Here is a 20,379-nt window from a genome sequence, read left to right on the forward strand (position 1 = left end):
TGTATTTAATTTCAAAACCATTTATATTCATAAAACGGAGGTGACACCGTGATACATCACAAGCAATACTTTAAGAGCGATCACACTAGTCAATCACATCAATTTATTGTTGAGGGGCCGGTAGATCCGGAAATACTCAAAAGATATCAATTTGATGACGGATTGGATTCGTTTCGTCTACCTGAAGAGCAATTTGAAGCATTGATTGAAATTGCTGAATTACCTGAAGGTAGAATTATCATTGCGCGCGAGGACGATTTAATTGTTGGCTATATCACGTTCGTTCATCCCGATCCATATGAACGATGGAGCGACGGTAATTTACCTTATATATTAGAACTTGGTGCTGTTGAAGTTACACCGAAGTTTAGACAGTTTGGTCTTGCGTCAAGCATGCTAAAGCTGTCATTCCAAGATAATCAAATGGAAGAGTACATCGTGATTACGACAGAATATTATTGGCACTGGGACTTAAAATCATCAAACCTCGATGTATATGAGTATAAAAACATGATGATACGTTTTATGCAGCAGGTTGGTTTTGAAGTATACCAAACCAATGACCCAGAAATTACATCACATCCAGCAAATACTTTAATGGCAAGAGTTGGCGCAAATATTGATGATACGAAGCGCATTCAATTCGATAAAATACGATTCAAAGATCGCTTTTTCTTTTAGGAGGATAACAAATGTTAGTAGAGCGCATAATGACGCATGATGTTAAAACATTAACGAAAGACGACACGATAAAAGATGCAATAGAAATGATGAAGAAATTTTCATTCCGACATATTCCAATCGTCAACGTACGCGATGAAATAGAGGGTATTATTTCTGAAAGTGATATTAAGATTACTGTACCGGAATCAATCACAGGACTTGATACCCAGACATTCCTCAGTACACCACTATCTGAAGTGATGATTAAACACCCTACGACGTGTCACCCACTAGACTTTGTCGCTGAAATTGCACTTGATTTTTATCAGTATACTATTGGCGCAATACCTGTCGTTAGAAACAAGAAAATAGTCGGTATCGTAACGCAAAAAGATATGTTGAATACGTTCATAGAATTGACGGGTATTACAGAACCCGGATCGATTATCGAAGTGGATACAGAAGACCAAACCGGTGTAATATATGAACTCGGCAAAGTGTTTAAAGAATTAAACATAAAGATTATCAGCGTGTCAGTATATAATAATAAGGATATATCTAAAAATAAAATCATCGTATTACGCATACAAGCAATGAATCCATTAATCGCAATTAATAAGTTAAAAGATAAAGGCTTTAAAGTGTTGGAGCCACAGTAACTTATGAAAGAAGCAACTTATATATACGATGATGAAATTTTGAAATACAGATTCAATGACACACACCCTTTTAATCAAATGCGCGTTAAGATGACAACGGACTTATTGATGAGCGCACAATTTTTACAGAAACAAGACATCGTTAAACCACGCATTGCAACGGAAGCAGAACTCGAACTTGTACACAGCAAATCATTCATCGATGCTGTGCGTAAAGCAGGTCACGGTGAATTGGATGAGAAAGAGGCATCAAAATTTGGACTCGGTACAAATGATACGCCGATTTTTGACAATATGCATGAACGGTCAAAATTGCTAGTCGGTGCGACCTTAACAGCAGTTGAAGCAGTGATGGAAGGAAACAGTAGAAAAGCATTGAGCCTTGCTGGTGGTCTTCATCATGGATTTTCTGGTCGCTCAAGTGGATTTTGTATTTATAATGACACAGCAGTGGCCATTGAGTTCATTAGAAAAAAATTTGGTAAAAAAGTGTTGTATATAGATACGGATGCACATCATGGAGACGGTACACAGTATATCTTTTATAGTAAGGATGATGTGATGACATATTCCGTGCACGAAACAGGCCGTTACTTATTCCCAGGGACGGGTCATATTACTGAACTCGGAGATGATATCGGCTACGGTTATTCTATCAATTTACCACTCGATGCTTATACAGAGGATGACTCCTTCAAACATGTGTTTTCAACTAGTTTAGAGCGTGCAATTGAACGCTTTAAGCCCGATGTCATCTTCAGTCAAAACGGCGTAGATAGTCATTTTAGAGATCCGATGACACATCTTAATTTAACGAGTGAAAGTTTTGAATACATTCCGAGGTTTGTGGACTCACTCGCTAAACGTTATACAGATGGAAAATGGATTGCAGTTGGTGGTGGCGGTTATAACTTATGGGAAGTTGTCCCGAGAATGTGGGCACAAGTGTGGTTAGCGATGACTGGGGAAACTGCGCCACGTGGACAATTACCTAAAGAATTTATTGAAACATATAAATCAAAGTGCCCAAGTACATTTCCAATGCTTTGGGAAGACGCGCTTCATGACTATATTGAGATTCCGCGACGTACTGAGATTACGGAGAAAAATATTGCAACACTTGAGCGTTTAATGAATCATTTATAACAAGTATATATTCATAAAAAATGATGTTTTCTGATTTTCAGAAAACATCATTTTTTGTTTCTATTTTTTTGTTGAACCACGGTAATCTATGTAGTGTGGTAGAATCACATCTGGATGACTGACCGCTTCACCCTTCATGTATTTCGTCAATAGGCGCATCCCTACTGCTCCGATGTCATACAATGGAGTTCGCACACTGGATAGTGTTGGACGTGACATATGTACAAGTCGTGTGTTTGCACAGCTCAATACTTCCATATCTTCTGGCACATTTTTGCCATCTTCTTGAGCCGCATGAATGATTCCGATTGCAATTGCATCATTCATTGATATGACGATATCCAAATCTTTTTCTTTAAGAATTTTATAGATTTCAGGTGCTTCGTCATATTTACTAAAACCATCGATCACCCATTCATCTTTAAATTCTAAATTATTTCGTTCAAATGATCGACGTATACCACGTTCGAAATGATACATTAGTTGTTCTGAATAATAGCCTTTAACAAATGCACATTTCTTATGACCCTTATCAATGAAGTCTTGAATGACAGTATCCATTGCAGCTTCAACATCGATATTAACACTCGCAAACTTATCATCATGTTCACTCGTACCACAAAGTACTACTGGTATCGATGTATTTTCAATATCTTTTAATGTGTCTTCATTCAAAATTCCACCGAGATATATAATACCGTCAACCTGTTTACTCATGAAGTTGAACAAAGCATCGCGTTCTGCTTCAGGATTGAAATCTGTATTCGTAATAATTGTTTGGTATTGATACATCTCTGCCACATCATCTAAGCCACGCACGAGTGCTGAATAATACAAACTCGAGATGTCCGGAATGATGACGCCGACTGTTGTCGTTCTCTTACTTGCTAATCCTCGTGCAACTGCATTCGGACGATAATTTAATCGATCGATAACTTCTTGTACACGTTTACGTGTTTCTGGCTTTACGTTCGGGTTACCATTTAACACACGCGAAACTGTAGCCATCGATACTTTTGCTTCTTTTGCTACATCATATATAGTAACAGTCATGTTACACCTCGATTCTCAATGAAATCCTTTTCATTACTAATAATAGCATGCTTTTACAAATTAAAAAACATCAATATAAAAGATGTGACGAATGTTCTGCATCTTCTATATTGATATTGTTTTTAGTTATGCTTCGAGACATCGACCACACGATTGTTACGTGTGGATACGTCTGGCAACACTTGTTCTGATTGATTTGTTTCTACTTCTTCATCTTCAATGTTCTCATCTTCTGTTGTTAACGCTTCTTCTTTTGTTTCAGTCGCCACTTTAACAGGTGTATCAATATCAACATCCGTCTGTACAGCATCCGGTGTATCAATCGTACTTTCTGCTAACCTAAGCGGTGGTTCTGGAAGTGTTTTATCTTCTTGGTTCTTCTTGGTTAAGAAAAATAATGCGATAAATACGCCAACCATAGCACCAAGTATAATACTGATTGTGAGATCTCTTGAAGAAGTTGAAACTTCATTCTCACCATTGACTTCCACCAAACTTCTATCCTTTTGAATGGCTGGGAGATTGTCAGTCATCACGTCATCCCCTATTCTATAATGATGTAACTATTTATTTTTCATCATTGTTATTCTGGCTTGCATAAGCTTTTTGTCTATCTTGACGAATTTTCCACTTATCAAACAATTCCATTGCAACGTTAGACCATTGAACCACTTGTGAAATCTGATCTTCGTTTTGTGAAATATTTGTCGTGATAGAATGCGTTACTTTTTCAACAGAACTGTTTAAGTTATTCACTGTGCTACCGATGCCACTTACAGCTTCAACAACACCGTTTAACTTCTCAGATTTACCTTGGAAATCTTCCGCCAAACGATTCGTCTTGTGTAACAGATCCGTCGTTTCACGCGTGATACCTTGTACCTGTCCTTCCACACCGTTTAATGTTTTTGCGATGTGATCTAAATTTTTCTTAACTGATAGAAGTAGCATCACTAATCCCACACATAAAATGAGGAAAGCAAGTGCAGCTACACCAGCTGAAATGTATAAAATAATTTCCCAATCCATAATAATACCTCCATATTTTTATTTAAATTATATCCTAAATTTCAATATTTAAACTTAGTTGAAAAATTAAATCACACTTTCAGTAAAAGCTTTTTCATATTTCTGGATATCGCCTGCACCCATGAAGATAATGACAGCATCTTTATACTGATGTAATGTCGACATATCATCCTCTTTTAAGAGCTGAGCGTTTTTCGTAATCTTCACGAGATCCTCGCTCGTTAACATGCCACCTTCTTCGCGTGCTGATCCAAATATATCTAAAATATACACATCGTCTGACTCTGCGAGTGCCTCTGCAAATTCTTTTAAAAATGCTTCGGTTCTAGAGAATGTATGCGGTTGAAACACAGATACAATGTGCTTATCCGGATATTTTTTTCGGGCTGTTTCCAGCGTTGCTTTGATTTCAGTCGGGTGATGTGCATAGTCATCGACTAAAACAAGATCATCCACATGTGTTTCAGTGAAGCGACGTTTAACGCCTTTATATGTCATAAACGCAGCCTTTGTGTTTTCTACATTTAAGTCTTCCAAATAACACACCGTAATCACCGCCAGGGCATTAAGTACATGGTGGTCACCAAACAGTGGAATTGTAAATGTTTCATAAAACTCACCTTTAATATGGACGTCGAATACAGTCCCTTCTGTCGTGACTGATACATTTGATGCAACGACGTCAAACCGTTCATCAAAGCCGTATAACCATACATCCTGTGAAAGATTCATCGCTTCTACGTGTGCATCTCCACCATAGGCGACGACAGTCTTCGATTGATTTGCCATCTGAGTGAATGCATCGATGACATCTTGTAAATCTTTAAAATAATCTGGGTGATCAAAATCAATATTCGTAATGATTGCATAATCTGGGTGGTAACTTAAAAAGTGACGCTTATATTCACATGACTCATAGACAAAGTGTGTGCTTAAATCAACACCCACACCAGTGCCGTCACCAATTAAATATGTCGTCTTACTATTGCCATTCATCACATGTGACAACAGGCCTGTCGTCGATGTTTTACCGTGGGCACCACTGACTCCGATGGACACATATTCTTTCATAAATTCCGCTAAAAACTTATGGTATCGAATGACTTCGAGGTTCAGTTCACGCGCGCGTTTTATCTCCATGTGTTCATCGTTAAAAGCATTGCCTGCAATGTAAACATAGCCTTCTTTTATATTTTCAGCATCAAAGGGGAGAATCGTAATGTTCTTCTCACGCAATTGGAATTCTGTGAAAACGACACTTTCAATATCTGAACCTTGTACTTCATGTCCAAGTCCATGTAATATTTGTGCAAGTGCGCTCATTCCAGCCCCTTTTATACCGATAAAATGAAATTTCTTCTTCATTTCTTTCCACCATCTTTATGTCAGATTTGCTTCTTTAATATGCGTGATTACGTCTTTAAGTGTGCTCTGTGTTACCGTACCAAGCGTTATGCGTGTCGGTTTAGATGTTGTTGGTAACTGTATCAAACAATCCGCGTAATATTGTGATAACTCTTCTGCACCATTCATGATCCGATGTTGTGGATCTAAAAATGTAATACGTGTTTGCATCAATCTAAGTAGTTCAAAACGTAAATCATAAGAAATATCTGATTGTTTCACGATGCAATGAATACCGTATGCCTTACCCTTTTGTAACAACTGTTGTAGTGCACTGTACGCATATTTATTTTTTTCTTTTAAAATTGTATGTAAGTCATCGATGACAACAACGATGATACTTTTTCTTAGATGCGGGCTCAATCGTTGATTTAGACTTTGAATGTTGCGAACATGCACACGCCTAAACTGATTTTGTCGCTCAATGAGCTCGGCTAATATAGAATCAAACGCGTCATCATCAGTGATTTCTTTATGTGTATCAAATGAATATGGTAAATCCACATATTGTTGATAACGTCTTTTTTCAGTGATAAAATGCGTTTGCACTTCAAGTGGTGTGTGGTTCATCATCAATGATAATAAAATACTATTTATGATTAACTTCGTTGAATCGACACGACCCCCATAGATTAACATATGGCCAGCTTTTGTCAGTTGGAAGGAGCACATCTTATCTTCAATTGTTTTACCAATTGCGACTTTAAAGTCATTTTTTCTCATCTTCAAACTACTCGTATTGAACAAAGTACTGAATGTAATGATGTTCTTTTTTGTCAATGGAACTTCTAGATTGATAATACCTGAGTTTAAGTTCTCTGTCGTAATTCGAACATGCATGTCCTCTAGATATGGTTTCAATAATGTCTGTAATTGATTGAGTTGACCGATTCTTAAATTTACTTTTACCTTTAACTTATAACTTCCAAACATACCATTTGAAACATAATTCAATATATCTATCGGAATATTGATATGATTAAAGGCATTGATAATACGCTCTGTTATTTTAGGGTCCTCAAGATCATAATTCGTGTTTTGGGGCGCGCCTAATAAGTAGAGCGATGGGTATGAAAAACGTGGTCCAACGCGCTTTTTTTCAGACGTTGTTTGCTTTTTTTGGACTGGCTTTTGTACATCTGATTTTGAAGTCTTTTGTTCGTTAGAAACATTGATTGGGCTGAGTGGTGTAATTAAGCTGAGTTGCTCTGTCCCTTTCGTATGCTTACCTTTTTCGGTATCTAAAAACACTGCAGATGTTGGACTCGATGCCAAGCGTTGATTATGGAGCAGACGCTGCCTTTCCTTTACTGCTTGTTTCTTTTTTTCTTTGCGCACACGTTCTCTTTTAATCTCTTCAACGATTGAAGAGCGATAGCCACCATCTCTTGGTGGCTGATTTGTTAATTCTGCGGGTGTTCTGTTTGGTTTTTTCGTACCATGAATTGCTGAAGGAATATCGCGGGCTTTTCGAATGGTATAACTCGAAGACTTATTTTCAACATAAGTCTGTTTTGTTGACTTACGATTTTCACGCTGCATTAAGCGACCCGTACTCTCACTTTGTGATTGCGCATCACTTGGTGTCAAATTCGGATCTGCTTTTAATTTTTCATAATCAAATACAGTCTGTGACTTATCTGTTTTCTTACTGTACATCTCTTCAGATGTACGTGGTCTTCTCTGTCTACTCATTCTTTTACCCCCCCGTTACAAGTTAAATTCGTCTCCAATTTTTCCATCATCCAAAACGTAAATACCTTTTGCACCACTGTGAGGTAATCCTAATTCTTTTTTTGAACATATCATACCATTTGACGCGACACCGCGTAACTCTGACGGTTTAATATATAAACCATCTGGCATAAATGCACCGACTTTTGCAACAACAACTTTTTGATTTTTATCGACGTTTGGTGCACCACAAACGATTTGTAGCACTTCTGTCCCTACATCTACTTTTGTCACTTGTAAGTGATCTGAATCTGGATGCGGCTCAATTTCATCCACATGACCAATGACAAATTTATGGGTAAGATCTGGAGAAATTTCTTCAATACCATGTTTGTCAAGCAGGTTATTTATCGTGTTTACTGTTTGCTCATCCGCTCGTATATGTTCAAATGAATCAATTCCGAGTGACTGATGTGCATTAAAAATATTTAATCCGACAATCTCATCATTTTCTTTAATCACTGTTATATTCTCATGATTTTCGTAAACAGGATGATCCGATGGTTTTAATGTCACAAACAAACAATCATTGTCCATATATTCGTTAAATGTTAACTTCATTTACTTATCCTTCTTTTTGTTATGTTTTTGTTTTCCTAATATAAACACCGGTTGAAGGCGTTTGTCTTGATAACTAAATGTCAGGGATGTAATCGGTGTCAATCCTTCTGCGAAGTATTGCATCATCATCTGAGCCATGACATCATAACCGACAGAATTTCTCACATCTACGATAATTAATACATCTTGGTGAGGTAACCCAACAAGCATCTCACCTTCTATTCTATCATGAAAATCATTTAAGAATTCTTCATTTAAAATTCGTGTTGCATCATAACCATCATTGTGATTGATAAAGTAAAAAACATTCTCTTGAATCACCTGCTGATTTTTAATTTCGACTGGTAACTGTTTGAGCTCTCGCTCCGCAATTACTTTCATTTCACCAACTGATAAGTTCATCGTTTTAAGCAACGCTTCATCAATCAGACGATAGCTGTTATCAAAATCGACCGCATAGTAAATGTTTGTCTCTGCCGTATGTTCATCATAGACAAACGCATCACCCTTTTTCGTTTCCTTGAAAAAACTCGTCGAACGAACGACGGGCAAAATCTTTGCATTTTGTTCGATTGTTTCTTTACCCATGCGCGTCAGTGATTCATCTAAATAATAGACGATTTCATCGAGCAATGACTCGTCCTTGCTCGATTTTGTCAGTAATTTGTTCAAATCAACTGAAACGCCTTGTTTATTATCAAGGCGCTCAATTCGTAATGATTCAGCTTCACGGTCAAATTTGTATTCAAAATCATCACGCGTTTCATTCAAGCGTTCAATAATTTTATCTCTCAGTTGAAAAACATTCATTTTGAAACCCCCACACTACTTTTCTCCAATACGTAACTTTTGATCACCTGGCTTGATTAAAGACAAGCGTGTCATCACATAATAGAATAACAAAGTAACGACCGCTGGCAAAACAATCTGGAATATGAGGATAAGCATAAACACTTCAAAATTTGCTCCCATCGTTTCAATGGTCATAATTTGGCCGACAAAACCACTCGTCCCCATACCAGCACCTGCTGCATTCGTTTCCATCGGGAAAAACACGGTCATGATCGGTGCGATAACCGCACTCGCTAACACAGGTGGTACGATGATGAATGGATTCAATATGATGTTCGGAACGAGTAACATTGACGTTCCAACACCGATTGAAATGAGCCCAGAGAATCCATTGTCCTTATATGCTGTAACTGCTAGCCCAACCATATGACAACAACAGCCGATGAGTGCAGCACCTGCTGCAATACCGCTAATATCTAACATCAGTGCTAATGCTGCGCTGGATAGCGGTGCTGTCAAGACGATACCGAAGACCACGGCAACGAGCATCCCCATTATGAATGGTTGTTGTTCAGTCGCATACATGATGAATTGACCGATACTTGTCATAAAATCACCGATTACAGGGCCTATCAGTTTTCCGACAAAATACCCGATAATAATTGTTAAAAACGGCGTCAAAATAATATCTAACTTCGTTCTTGAGGCATAAAGTCGAGCAATTTCAATCGTTATGACAGATGCAACGAAACTTCCTGCAACACCACCGAGATCATATGCTGCGTGACTGATAACTAAGACAGAAAAAAGCACCAAAGGCGGTGCTTTTAATCCATAGGCGATGGCAGCACCAATCGCTGCCCCCGTTAATGCCATGGTAAAATTACCGATATCTACTAATCCGGATAAGCCCTCTACATATGTACCTAAAGTTCTAATAATTAATCCGATGATTAACGATGAAAATAAACCGAGCGCCATAAAACTCATGCCATCTATAAACCAACGATGCAACCATTTTTTCATCTATTCTTACCCTCTAAGTTCCTTAAGTTTGTCTTCATTTATACCACGAATCAATTGTTCTAACATTGATTTTGCTGCGAGATAGTCATCTGTATTTAACACAGAATGACTCGTATGAATGTATCGTGCAACAACACCAACTACCGCACTGACGACACCATTACCTGAAAGATGAATGCTACCTGCATCTGTTCCACCTGGAGATTGGAAATATTGGTGTTTAATATCATGTGTCTTTGCTGTTTCTAATAGATAATCACGCATCGGTTTAGAAAGAATCATTGTGCGGTCAATAATACGCACGAGTGTACCTTCTCCGAGTTTTCCAATGTCTTGATCAGATCCCGTTAAGTCATTTGCCGGTGAACAATCCACTGCAAAAGCAACGTCCGGTTCAATCATATTCGCTGCTGTCTTCGCACCGCGTAAACCGACTTCTTCCTGCACAGTTGCACCGATGTATAAGTCGCAGTCGAGTTCAACATCTTTTAATGCTTCTAACGTTTCAATTGCAATTAAACAACCATATCTATTGTCCCAAGCTTTTGCTAAAATCTTTTTAGGGTTTTCTAGCACTTCAAAGTTTACAGCCGGCACCATTGAATCGCCAACTTGAATCCCCATCTCTTCGACTTCTTCTTTTGAGCTCGCACCGACATCTAACAGCATATCTTTGATTTCAGTTTTTGAAGTATCTCCTTTTCTGAAATGTACGGGCACACTACCTATAACACCAGTGATTTCTTTATTTTCACTCGTGCGTACTTTGAAGCGTTGTGCAAGTAGCACGTCAGTTGGCCAGCCACCCAGTGGTTGAAACTTTAATAATCCTTGCTTTGTAATTTGTGTAATCATAAAGCCGACTTCGTCCATGTGACCAGCAACCATTACCTTCGGTGCATTTTCTTTTTTAGAGCGTTTTACTGCAAAAATTCCGCCAAGTCCGTCTTGTATCACTTCGTCACTTAATTTCTCAAGTTCTTCACGCATATATTTACGAACCTGATCCTCAAAACCTGGGGCACCATGTAATTCTGTTAATGTTTTCATTCTTGTCATTGTTTTTTCAGATAAACTCATTGTCTTGTTACTCCTCGTATTATATATATTTTTTGTGGTAAACTATTATTGAATAGGGGGTAAAGATATGAATAAAAAATCAGTAATTTTCGTACTCACATTAAGTATTATTGCGATTCCACTTGCATTGTGGTTAACCATCTATAGAAAAGTGAATCCACAAGTGATTGTTGACAACCTGCATCATATGTTCGATGACGTTACATTCGTTTCATTGAATTACGACTTAAAGGTGACTGAACTTCTTGGCATTAATTCCAAAGTGTACAGTGGTGTCGTACATACGAAACATCAAGATAAAATATCTGAGTATGCATTTTTAGCAAATGCTTATACTGGAGAAATCATAGAGATTACGGAGACGTAATCTCTTTTAAATGTTCAAAACTCTTCTTCAACGCTTCTAATCCTTCAAGTAAATAATCCCGTCTCGTTGCGACGTTTAGTCGAATCCATTGATCGCTCGATTCACCATAAATATGGCCCGGAGAAATCGCGACATTACCGACCTCAATCAATGCTTTTTGAACATCTTCACCCGTAAATCCGACCTGTTCGAAAGATATCCAAGCTAGGTATGTTGAATTCGGCACTTCAAACGATAGCGTTTCTGATAAATGCTCATCTATAAATGATTTGACAAGCTTCATATTGTCTTCAATATACGCATTTAAAGCATCAACCCACTCCGCACTATCATAATAAGCGCCTTGCAATGCAGCAAGCGTCAAGCTGTTCTCAGTAATGATATTAAGCTCTTTTTTAATACGCTGATCATATGATTCTTTCAATGCTTTATGTTTTGTTAAATAGTAGCCAAACGGCAAGCTTGCCAAGTTAAATGTTTTTCCCAAGCCGCTGACGACGATGAATGGATCATTTTTGTCAAACTGTTTAAACATCGAAGAAAAGTCAACATTTCTTACAAAGTCCATATGTATTTCATCACTGATTAACTGTACATTATTGCGCTTACATATGTCGTAAATCTTCTTATTTTCATCCGCTGTCCAAACCTTCCCTGTCGGGTTGTGTGGATTGCAATGTACATAGATTTTCGTCTTTTCATCTTTACACAGTGATTCAAACTGATCAAAGTCGAGTTCAAAACCATTTTCTGTCTTCGATAAAGGACATTCTAGGCGATTGCGATTATTATTTTCGATAAGGTTTAAAAACCCATTATACGATGGAGATGTAATTAAGATCGAGTCTCCAACATCTGAATATCTCTCCATATATTCTCTGATAACAAATAGAACGGTTGGACTTGATCCGATATAATAACCATCTAGATCTATATTAAATCGTTCCTTCCACCAGTGTTGAATCGGTGCATAAAAATTGGCATCACTGAGCATCGTATATCCCAATATGCGTGCATCTAGACGATTCTGGATACTTTGATGCACACCATCTGGAATTTCAAAGTCCATATCCGCTACCCAAAATGGTGCTAAGCCCTCTTTATTGAAAAGCATCGATGTACCATCAAACTTAACACAATCCGTGCCTAGCCGAGATGTTACTTTGTCAAAATCTATCATTCAAACACCTTCCTAATTTATTCATATACTCATTTTAACATTCTTACACTTTGATTTATAGGACAATGAAAATAAAAAAAGCACCTCAGAAGGATGCTTTTAATTGATATATTAAGTTTCCACGTGATGAAAACTTATCTTCATATTCAGTTCTAATGTTTTCGGGTGATTCCATTTCGTGCACATTTAAATTGATTTCATGAAATTTCATACCGAAATTATTTAAATGCTCAAGTGAAAATTCAAACAATCCACGGTTATCCGTTTTAAATTGAAGCATGCCATCTACTTTTAGTATCTCTTTATATTGTTTTAAAAAGTTTTTGTGCGTTAACCTGCGCTTTTCATGACGATTTTTCGGCCAAGGATCCGAAAAGTTTAAATAAATGTGTGAAACCTCATCTGCATTAAAGTAATCTCGCAAATGATTCGCATCGAGCAGAACAAGTTGTAAGTTATCCAGTTCCATTTCAATTGCTTTCTCAACAACTCGAATCATTATGTTTTTATCGAGTTCTACACCAACAAAGTTAATCTCTGGATGGCGCTTTGCAAGTGTTGTAATAAATCGACCCATACCCGTTCCGATTTCAAGGTGAATGGGTTGTTGTTTTTTGAATCGAGATGTTATGTCCAATTGATGTGATTCATCGATATCAATAAACGATTTGTGTTCACTTAAAAAGTCAAGTGCCCACGGTTTATTTCTCATTCTCATCTAACTAATCCCTGCCTAAATAAATTGATCTTGCCTTCTTACATGATCAAGGAAAATAATCCATCGATTCATATCATTAAAACGCTTGTTATCTTCATACCATTGAATCATTGTAACCGTCTGAATCAATGTATACCACTTCATGCGCTTTCTTAATTGTATATCTAACTCTAATCCATAATGCGATAACCATTCTTCCCAAGAATCACGATCTATATATGTATATAGCATCATGCCAAGATCAATTGCCTTATCTGCAATCATTGCACCTTCCCAGTCTACAAGGAACAATTCATTTTGATCTGAAAGCAACCAGTTGTGATGGTTGACATCACCATGGCACACCGCAATGTCTTTCTCTGACAATGTGGGTTGATGAGTTTCCAAATAGACGAGTGCATCGCGGACTGTTTTATTTTTAATTACTTCTGTAGATAGTGTTTGATTCACTTTATCAAGTAGTAAAGAGGGTTCCATCGGTGCCATACCGAGCTTTTTAAGCATTGTTAGCAGACGCTCAGATGAATGTATCTTATGTAATAATTCTGGCACGCGAGAAGAAGACATCTCTTCTTTTTTAAGTTCTCTACCATTTTTCCAGTCTTGAGCTGTGACCACTTCCCCAGTCTCAATCCGTTTAGTCCACAATAGCTTTGGCACAATTCCTTCTGTAGATAATGCCAGTAAGAATGGGCTTGAATTTCTCTTTAAAAACAATTTTCTACCATCTTGCTCCGCTTTGTATGCAGAACCTGATTCTCCATTTACCGTTTCTAACACCCATCCCAATTGATAAAAATGTTCCATGATCACACCTCGCTTTCTGACATAAAAAAAGCGCTATTTAACTTCGAACATAGCGCTTTCGAATGATGTGTTATAAAGTGTATGATTTTTCTAGGGAGAATTCAAGGTGAAAAACATACGTTAAATTTGATCATTCAAGAGAATTTAAATGAAAGCATTATAATATATAGCTTTCTCACATATTAATTATTTTCGAATTATTTTAATGTTTGCAAGACATCAAATTTTGTTAAAAATATGTTAACTCGATAGAATTTTACTTATTTTTTAAATAGCACCATTCTAACGATACAACATTGAAAACGCCTATTACTAAGCCAATTTGCATAGTTGTATTGGTGTTATATTGTTCTTTCATGTTATAAAATATCGTTACACCATCATCACTCTGTTGTTAAATTTCATCTGAAGTCACGATGCGATGAAGCGCTTCTAAATAAATCGTTGTGACGCGCAGAAGCTCATCAATTTTCATACGTTCATTTTTTTGATGCATCGTATCTAAACTATCTTCAAACATTGCTCCAAAAGCGACACCCTTATCGAGTGTTCTCGCATAAGTTCCCCCACCGATTGTAAATGGTTCACGTGGGTCATCTACATGGTTTCTATACGAATCGACCAATACTTTAATTAATGGGTCATCTTTCTCGACATAATGTGGGGGCATACCACTCGCATCTTCTATTCTAAATTGCTCTTGATCTAATGTTTTCTTCAAACGATCAATCGTTTGATCGAAATCTACCCCAAATGGATAGCGATAGTTCACGCCGACATGTCCACCATCGATTGCGTCATACTTGATAATTCCACTATTCACTGTCGTTTCGCCCATCTCTTCATGCGTGCTAAATATATCCATTTGAGAACCATCAAGATTATCGACAACGAAACGGTTCATCACATCTACAAAGTGCTGTCCACGACCATCCAGTGATAACTCCGATAAAAACTTCAGTAAAATATGACCCGCATGCACGCCTTCTTTCGGTGTAGATCCGTGTGCGCTCTTACCTGAAACTTTTAATTCTAAATTGCCATTGATACCAACATTGCCCTTAACATCATTATCTGCGATAAATTGCTCAAACTTCATTTTTATATCTTCAACGTCTTCTGTTTGGAGTCGTGCAATTGCAGCGTCCGGCACAACATTGTAGGCACTGCCTGAATTGAAATCGATTAATGTAACGGGTGCTGCTTCTACATTCTCCTCGTCTACATTTTGAACGAGATTAAAAGTTGAAATCCCCTTTTCTCCATGTATTAACGGGAATGCTGCATCTGGTGCAAACCCGGCATCTGGCATTGCTTCGCTATCAAAGTACGCACGTGTACATTCCCAATTGGATTCCTCATCTGTACCGATGATTAATCTTAAACGCTGATTAAAATCGACGCCTTGATCTTTTAATATTTTCACCGCATAGTAGGCAGCCATCATTGGTCCCTTATCGTCTTGGACGCCACGTGCGATTAAATAGCCATCTTTAATCGTCGGCTCAAACGGTGGTGTGTCCCAACCGTCAGCAGATACTGGTACGACGTCTACGTGACCTAATACACCAAAAATCTTGTCACCACTACCATGTTCGATGTGTCCGGCTAAATTATCAACAGATTTTGTCGTCATCCCGTCACGTTCACCGATTGTCATCATGTAGTTTAATGCTGCAAGTGGGCCTTCACCAACCGGTGCTTCTTCTGTAGTTTCACCACGCACACTTTCGATTGCGAGCAATCCTTTTAAATCATCAATCAATTGATCTTTGTACTGATCTACCAATGCTTTATAGTCCATCACAATACCTCCATAAATTAAATAAACGCTATCTAATTATAGATAGCGTTTTAACCTTATTTATATCATACTACTTCTCATCATTTTTCGTAACGATTGTCTTGTTATCCTCAGAATCATCTAACACTTCTGATTCATCTTCCAGTTCATCGTTCACTTGAACCGGTGCTTCATCGTCGAAACGCGATTCTTGCACTTCATCCGACTCTTCTGATTCATTTTTGTTTCTAATATCTTGAACTTTGTTTTTTGCATCTGATTTAATTTTTTCAAATTCTTCTTTTGTTTTTGACTGCAACTCTTCAGATTTTGATTTAATCTTGTCAAATTCATCTTTCGCTTTGGACTGGATGTCCTCAGTATATGCTTTCGGATCTTCTTTTACTTTGTTGTATTCTTCTTTAGCTTTTCCTTGGAACTCAGTTGCACTAGTAGAAACTTTCTCTTGAATATCTTCTGCATATTTTTTAGGGTCTTCTTTTGCTTTGTTGTACTCTTCAACGACACGATCTCTATTTTCTTTTTTGCTGAGTTGTTTTGCAGCATAACCAATACCAACTAACGCAGCAATTCTTAATAAGAATTTAAACATATTCATTCTCCTCTTTACTATTCGATTTGTTAAAAATAATCTACCCTACATTGTTTAAATTCAAACATGACTGAATAATAATTTTATCTCGTCATCGGTTAGTTTTCTTGACTCAGAAAAGTTGAGGTTCGGGTCTAAAACTAGGCGTCCAAAAGACTTTCTGTGCAGCTCTTCTACTTGATTTTCTACCGCATGCATCATCCGTTTCACTTGATGAAATTTACCTTCTGTAATCGTCAGTTCGATACAGTCATCTCGCAGCACTTTTACTGATGCTGGTTGTGTTGTGAAATCACTGAGTTCAACACCAGTTTCCAACTGTTTAATCGCTTCATCTGTAATTGCTTTCTTCAATGTAACAACATACGTTTTATCGACCTTTTTTTTCGGTGACAACAATTGATGACCAAGTTGCCCATCGTTCGTGATAATCAGTAAACCCGTCGTGTTTCTGTCCAATCGGCCGAGTGGAAATAACATTTCTTTTTGTGGATGCTGAATCAAGTCCATCACGGTTTGATGTTTATCGTCTTTTGTTGCCGTGATGACTCGCTTTGGCTTATTGAGCATGATGTAGACGTGTTTCTCGAGACTGACTACTCTGTCATCTAATTTGATGATGTCATCATCTGAAACATATGTTTTTCCAACAGTTTCAATCTGTTCATTGATAGTCACACGCTTTTCTTTTATGATCTTTGTGACATCTTTCCTACTTCCCATTCCTGCATTCGATAAAAACTTATCGAGTCTCATCTATAACACTCTCAACTTTCGTCTGATTTTCTGTGCAGTTTCACCGAGCACCGCATCTGCAAGTCCTGTCTTAAATATGAGGACGATATAGACAACAACAGCAATAGGTATTGTCGCAACTAACATGATGATTGCGTCCATCGTTCCTGTAATATCTAAGTGGCGATTCAATAAGAAGTAGATGACTTCGACAACGAGTACCATAACGATTGAGTAAACAACCATTTCAGTTAACGGACGCAACAGCGTTCTAGATTTGAACTTAGAGAAATACTTAATCGTTAGCAAATTAAGTGTTATTCCAACCGCTAAACTAATCATCGTACCGAGAACAGCACCGACAGTATAGAATTGCATAATCAGTGGGATATTAATTAATAACTTCACTGCAAACATGATGACGATGTAAACCATCGTATACCACTGCTTGTTGATCCCTTGCATGATTGAACATGTAACAGTAAATAAAGCAAATAAGATTGCCACAGGTGCATAGACCAGCAAGACGAGATTTCCGAACTCATTATATTCATAAAATGCGGTATAAATCGGTGCCGATAAAATCAATAAACCAAGCGCTGCTGGAATGGTGAAAATCAATGTCGATAATAACGTAGTTTTAATATGAACATTGACTGAATCCAATTGTTTTAAGAAATAATTTTTCGTGATGAAAGGAATCGATGACACACCAAATGCAGATGCAAAAGCGGTTGGAATCATAACGAGCTTGTGTGTCGTTAAGTTCAAAATCGTAAACCACTCATGATGATATTTCTCAGGTACATTCGCCATCTCAAGCGCGTTATTGTGTGTCAACTGGTCGATGAGCATCAATGTTGATATGCTAATTCCCATCAATATAATCGGTACACTGTAACTGATTATTTCTTTGTACATGACTCTATAAGACAGTGTCTCACCCGTATCATCGGATGCGACCATCTTATCGATGTGCGGCTTTCGCTTAAACCAGAAAAACATCAGTGTAAATAATGCAGCAAATCCACCGATAAATGCAGCAAATACTGCCACTTCGTTTGCCGTACGAATACTGCCGTTGATCACTTCGATGACGATGTAAGTTCCCGCTAACAAGAAGATGATACGAACAAGTTGCTCTAAAACAAGCGAAGCAGTCGTCGGTCCAAACGATTCAAATCCTTGGAACACACCGCGCCATGTAGCAAATAACGGGATGATGATAATTGCGAAACTGATCACGCGAATAACGCGTGTAATATCTTCCGTTGACCAAATGGCATCTCCTGCATACAGCGTCTGTATATCTGCCAATATCGGTGCCATAAAGAACAAGATAATAAACGATATAATCCCTAAACCAAAGGACACAATAAAACTAGAAAGGTACAATTTCTGACTGGTCTTGTACATTCCTAGCGCATTATACTTCGCAATGAATTTTGACACTGCCCCTGGTAACCCTGCAATCGCAAATGACAGCATGATTGCATATGGCGTATAAGCATATCCATATAGAGCTAAATTTTCTTCTCCACCCATTATCGAGTAAAATGGGATTATGTATAACATGCCCATGATTTGTGTCGATACTGCACCGACAGTTAATAACCATGAGCCTCTGAGCATTTTTTCTGAATCATTTTTTTGTGACATATACGTACCCTACCTATTACAATATAATGTTCATTATAAATGAATTCAGATGAATTAAACAAATAAGGTGATAAAAATGTACGATACAATCGTAATCGGTGGTGGCGTCAGTGGTTTAATGGCTGCTGTTAGTGCCAGTGCAAACAACAAAAAAGTTTTGATCATTGAAAAGAATAATCGTTTGGGTAAGAAACTACTTATCTCTGGTGGCGGTCGTTGTAATGTGACTAATCGTCTCCCATATGAAGAAATCATCAAGCACATACCGGGCAATGGTAAGTTTTTGTATGGACCATTTAGTGTGTTTGATAACGAAGACATCATCAACTTCGTCGAATCATCAGGCGTTGCCTTAAAAGAAGAAGACCATGGTCGAATGTTCCCTGTAACCAACAAGGCGAAGGATGTCTTAAATGTATTTTTAGATAAGCTCGATCAAAACAATGTTGAGATAAAATTCGAAACGATTGTGGAATCAATCAATGTGGACAATGACAAAGTCGTTTCAGTGACGACAACCACAGGTGACCAAATTAAAACACATCATATCATCGTTGCGACAGGTGGTAAAAGTGTACCGAAAACAGGTTCTACCGGTGATGGCCATACGTTTGCAAAGGCTGCTGGGCACAGTATTACAGAATTATTTCCAACAGAAGTGCCAATCATCTCCAATGAACCATTTATTGTAGAAGGTATGTTAAAAGGGTTGAGCTTAAAAAATGTTGCGCTGAGTGTATTAAAGAAAAATGGTAAACCAAGAATCACACATCAAATGGATATGATATTTACACACTTTGGTGTGAGTGGCCCAGCTGCGCTCCGCTGCTCACAATTCATCTTCAAAGAACAGCAATCTCAAAAGCAGAAAGAGATAACGATGATGATTGATTTTTATCCGGAGCAGTCGCTTGGACAAATCACACATGAATTTAATCAATTACTAGAATCTAATAAAGACAAATCACTAAAAAATATTTTGAAACAGATGATGCAGGAGCGCTTGGCACTATTTTTACTGGCACATCTCTATATCGATGGTGAAAAATCCGGTCATCACATTAAAAAAGAAGAAATCGAAAGCATCATTCAATTTTTAAAACAGTTTAAGTTTAATGTACATGGCACAAAATCTATCGAAGAAGCATTTGTTACAGGTGGTGGCGTGCATTTAAAAGAGATCACACCACAAACGATGGAAAGCAAGTTTGTTCATGGGCTTTACTTCTGTGGTGAAGTATTAGATATTCACGGCTATACGGGTGGCTATAATATTACGAGCGCTCTTGTCACTGGTTATGTTGCCGGACATAGTGCAAATAATAATTAAAAAGAACATCGTGCTTAAAAATTTATGCACGATGTTCTTA

Annotated in this window: 21 protein-coding genes; 5 read left to right on the forward strand and 16 right to left on the reverse strand. The window is 37.7% G+C overall.

All coding sequences use genetic code 11. The features are described from left to right. Positions 1-48: 48 nt before the first annotated feature. The 3 genes from BMW30_RS03265 to BMW30_RS03275 are packed head-to-tail and all read left to right on the forward strand — an operon-like array spanning position 49 to position 2,468. On the forward strand, positions 49-681 hold the full coding sequence (locus BMW30_RS03265; protein WP_091473848.1) for a GNAT family N-acetyltransferase: 633 nt from the start codon (positions 49-51) through the stop codon (positions 679-681). Positions 682-692: 11 nt separating this feature from the next. Further along, the gene (locus BMW30_RS03270; RefSeq protein ID WP_091473849.1) at positions 693-1,322 is read left to right on the forward strand and encodes a CBS and ACT domain-containing protein; all 630 of its coding nucleotides are present in this window, start codon (positions 693-695) and stop codon (positions 1,320-1,322) included. A gap of 3 nt (positions 1,323-1,325) precedes the next feature. Further along, positions 1,326-2,468 carry an acetoin utilization protein AcuC gene (locus tag BMW30_RS03275; RefSeq protein WP_091473851.1) on the forward strand — a complete coding sequence of 381 codons (1,143 nt, stop codon included), beginning with the start codon at positions 1,326-1,328 and terminating at the stop codon, positions 2,466-2,468. Positions 2,469-2,528: 60 nt separating this feature from the next. Here BMW30_RS03275 and BMW30_RS03280 read toward each other — a convergent pair whose 3' ends face one another. The 9 genes from BMW30_RS03280 to BMW30_RS03320 all read right to left on the reverse strand — a co-directional run bounded on the left by BMW30_RS03280 (position 2,529) and on the right by BMW30_RS03320 (position 11,147). After that, on the reverse strand, positions 2,529-3,521 hold the full coding sequence (locus BMW30_RS03280) for a substrate-binding domain-containing protein (RefSeq protein ID WP_091473853.1): 993 nt from the start codon (positions 3,519-3,521) through the stop codon (positions 2,529-2,531). Positions 3,522-3,643: 122 nt separating this feature from the next. Then, positions 3,644-4,054, reverse strand: a complete 411-nt coding sequence (locus BMW30_RS03285) for a hypothetical protein (RefSeq protein WP_091473855.1) — start codon at positions 4,052-4,054, stop codon at positions 3,644-3,646. Positions 4,055-4,088: 34 nt separating this feature from the next. Then, entirely contained in the window at positions 4,089-4,550 is a 462-nt protein-coding gene (locus BMW30_RS03290) for a DUF948 domain-containing protein (RefSeq protein WP_091473857.1), read from the reverse strand. Between the two features lie 66 nt (positions 4,551-4,616). After that, the gene (gene murC, locus BMW30_RS03295) at positions 4,617-5,915 is read right to left on the reverse strand and encodes a UDP-N-acetylmuramate--L-alanine ligase (protein ID WP_091473859.1); all 1,299 of its coding nucleotides are present in this window, start codon (positions 5,913-5,915) and stop codon (positions 4,617-4,619) included. Positions 5,916-5,930: 15 nt separating this feature from the next. Next, complete coding sequence (locus BMW30_RS03300) at positions 5,931-7,649, reverse strand: FtsK/SpoIIIE domain-containing protein (RefSeq protein WP_091473861.1); 1,719 nt, start codon at positions 7,647-7,649, stop codon at positions 5,931-5,933. A 15-nt stretch (positions 7,650-7,664) separates the two neighbouring features. Beyond that, positions 7,665-8,249, reverse strand: a complete 585-nt coding sequence (gene ytpR, locus BMW30_RS03305; protein ID WP_091473863.1) for a YtpR family tRNA-binding protein — start codon at positions 8,247-8,249, stop codon at positions 7,665-7,667. After that, on the reverse strand, positions 8,250-9,059 hold the full coding sequence (locus BMW30_RS03310; protein WP_091473865.1) for a DUF1444 family protein: 810 nt from the start codon (positions 9,057-9,059) through the stop codon (positions 8,250-8,252). It abuts the gene before it with no gap. Positions 9,060-9,074: 15 nt separating this feature from the next. Further along, positions 9,075-10,067: a PTS sugar transporter subunit IIC gene (locus BMW30_RS03315; RefSeq protein ID WP_091473867.1), complete on the reverse strand. Its 993-nt coding sequence runs from the start codon at positions 10,065-10,067 to the stop codon at positions 9,075-9,077. 6 nt (positions 10,068-10,073) lie between these two features. Beyond that, entirely contained in the window at positions 10,074-11,147 is a 1,074-nt protein-coding gene (locus BMW30_RS03320) for a M42 family metallopeptidase (protein WP_091473869.1), read from the reverse strand. A gap of 67 nt (positions 11,148-11,214) precedes the next feature. On the opposite strand from BMW30_RS03320, the gene BMW30_RS03325 reads away from it, so the two are divergent. Then, entirely contained in the window at positions 11,215-11,514 is a 300-nt protein-coding gene (locus BMW30_RS03325) for a hypothetical protein (RefSeq protein WP_091473871.1), read from the forward strand. Here BMW30_RS03325 and BMW30_RS03330 read toward each other — a convergent pair. The 7 genes from BMW30_RS03330 to BMW30_RS03360 form a co-directional block, all read right to left on the reverse strand. Next, a complete protein-coding gene (locus BMW30_RS03330; RefSeq protein ID WP_091473873.1) occupies positions 11,501-12,694 on the reverse strand; it encodes a MalY/PatB family protein in 1,194 nt (397 codons plus the stop codon). The genes BMW30_RS03325 and BMW30_RS03330 overlap by 14 nt on opposite strands. An 85-nt stretch (positions 12,695-12,779) precedes the next feature. After that, positions 12,780-13,412 carry a tRNA (guanosine(46)-N7)-methyltransferase TrmB gene (trmB, locus tag BMW30_RS03335; protein ID WP_091473875.1) on the reverse strand — a complete coding sequence of 211 codons (633 nt, stop codon included), beginning with the start codon at positions 13,410-13,412 and terminating at the stop codon, positions 12,780-12,782. Positions 13,413-13,427: 15 nt separating this feature from the next. Next, the gene (locus BMW30_RS03340) at positions 13,428-14,219 is read right to left on the reverse strand and encodes a phosphotransferase family protein (RefSeq protein WP_091473877.1); all 792 of its coding nucleotides are present in this window, start codon (positions 14,217-14,219) and stop codon (positions 13,428-13,430) included. Positions 14,220-14,613: 394 nt separating this feature from the next. Continuing rightward, positions 14,614-16,023, reverse strand: coding sequence for a dipeptidase PepV (pepV, locus tag BMW30_RS03345; protein WP_091473878.1), 1,410 nt, complete (start codon positions 16,021-16,023; stop codon positions 14,614-14,616). A 70-nt stretch (positions 16,024-16,093) separates the two neighbouring features. Then, positions 16,094-16,615 (reverse strand): hypothetical protein, encoded by a 522-nt coding sequence (locus tag BMW30_RS03350; protein ID WP_091473880.1) that lies wholly within the window; start codon positions 16,613-16,615, stop codon positions 16,094-16,096. Positions 16,616-16,675: 60 nt separating this feature from the next. Further along, positions 16,676-17,371, reverse strand: coding sequence for a pseudouridine synthase (locus BMW30_RS03355; RefSeq protein WP_091473881.1), 696 nt, complete (start codon positions 17,369-17,371; stop codon positions 16,676-16,678). Continuing rightward, positions 17,372-19,009, reverse strand: coding sequence for a putative polysaccharide biosynthesis protein (locus tag BMW30_RS03360; RefSeq protein WP_091473883.1), 1,638 nt, complete (start codon positions 19,007-19,009; stop codon positions 17,372-17,374). Between the two features lie 76 nt (positions 19,010-19,085). Between BMW30_RS03360 and BMW30_RS03365 the strand changes: the two genes are divergently transcribed. Then, complete coding sequence (locus tag BMW30_RS03365) at positions 19,086-20,339, forward strand: BaiN/RdsA family NAD(P)/FAD-dependent oxidoreductase (RefSeq protein WP_091473885.1); 1,254 nt, start codon at positions 19,086-19,088, stop codon at positions 20,337-20,339. The last annotated feature ends 40 nt before the right edge of the window (positions 20,340-20,379 follow it).

This window comes from Aliicoccus persicus, from assembly GCF_900110815.1.
GTDB classification, from domain to species: Bacteria; Bacillota; Bacilli; order Staphylococcales; family Salinicoccaceae; genus Aliicoccus; species Aliicoccus persicus.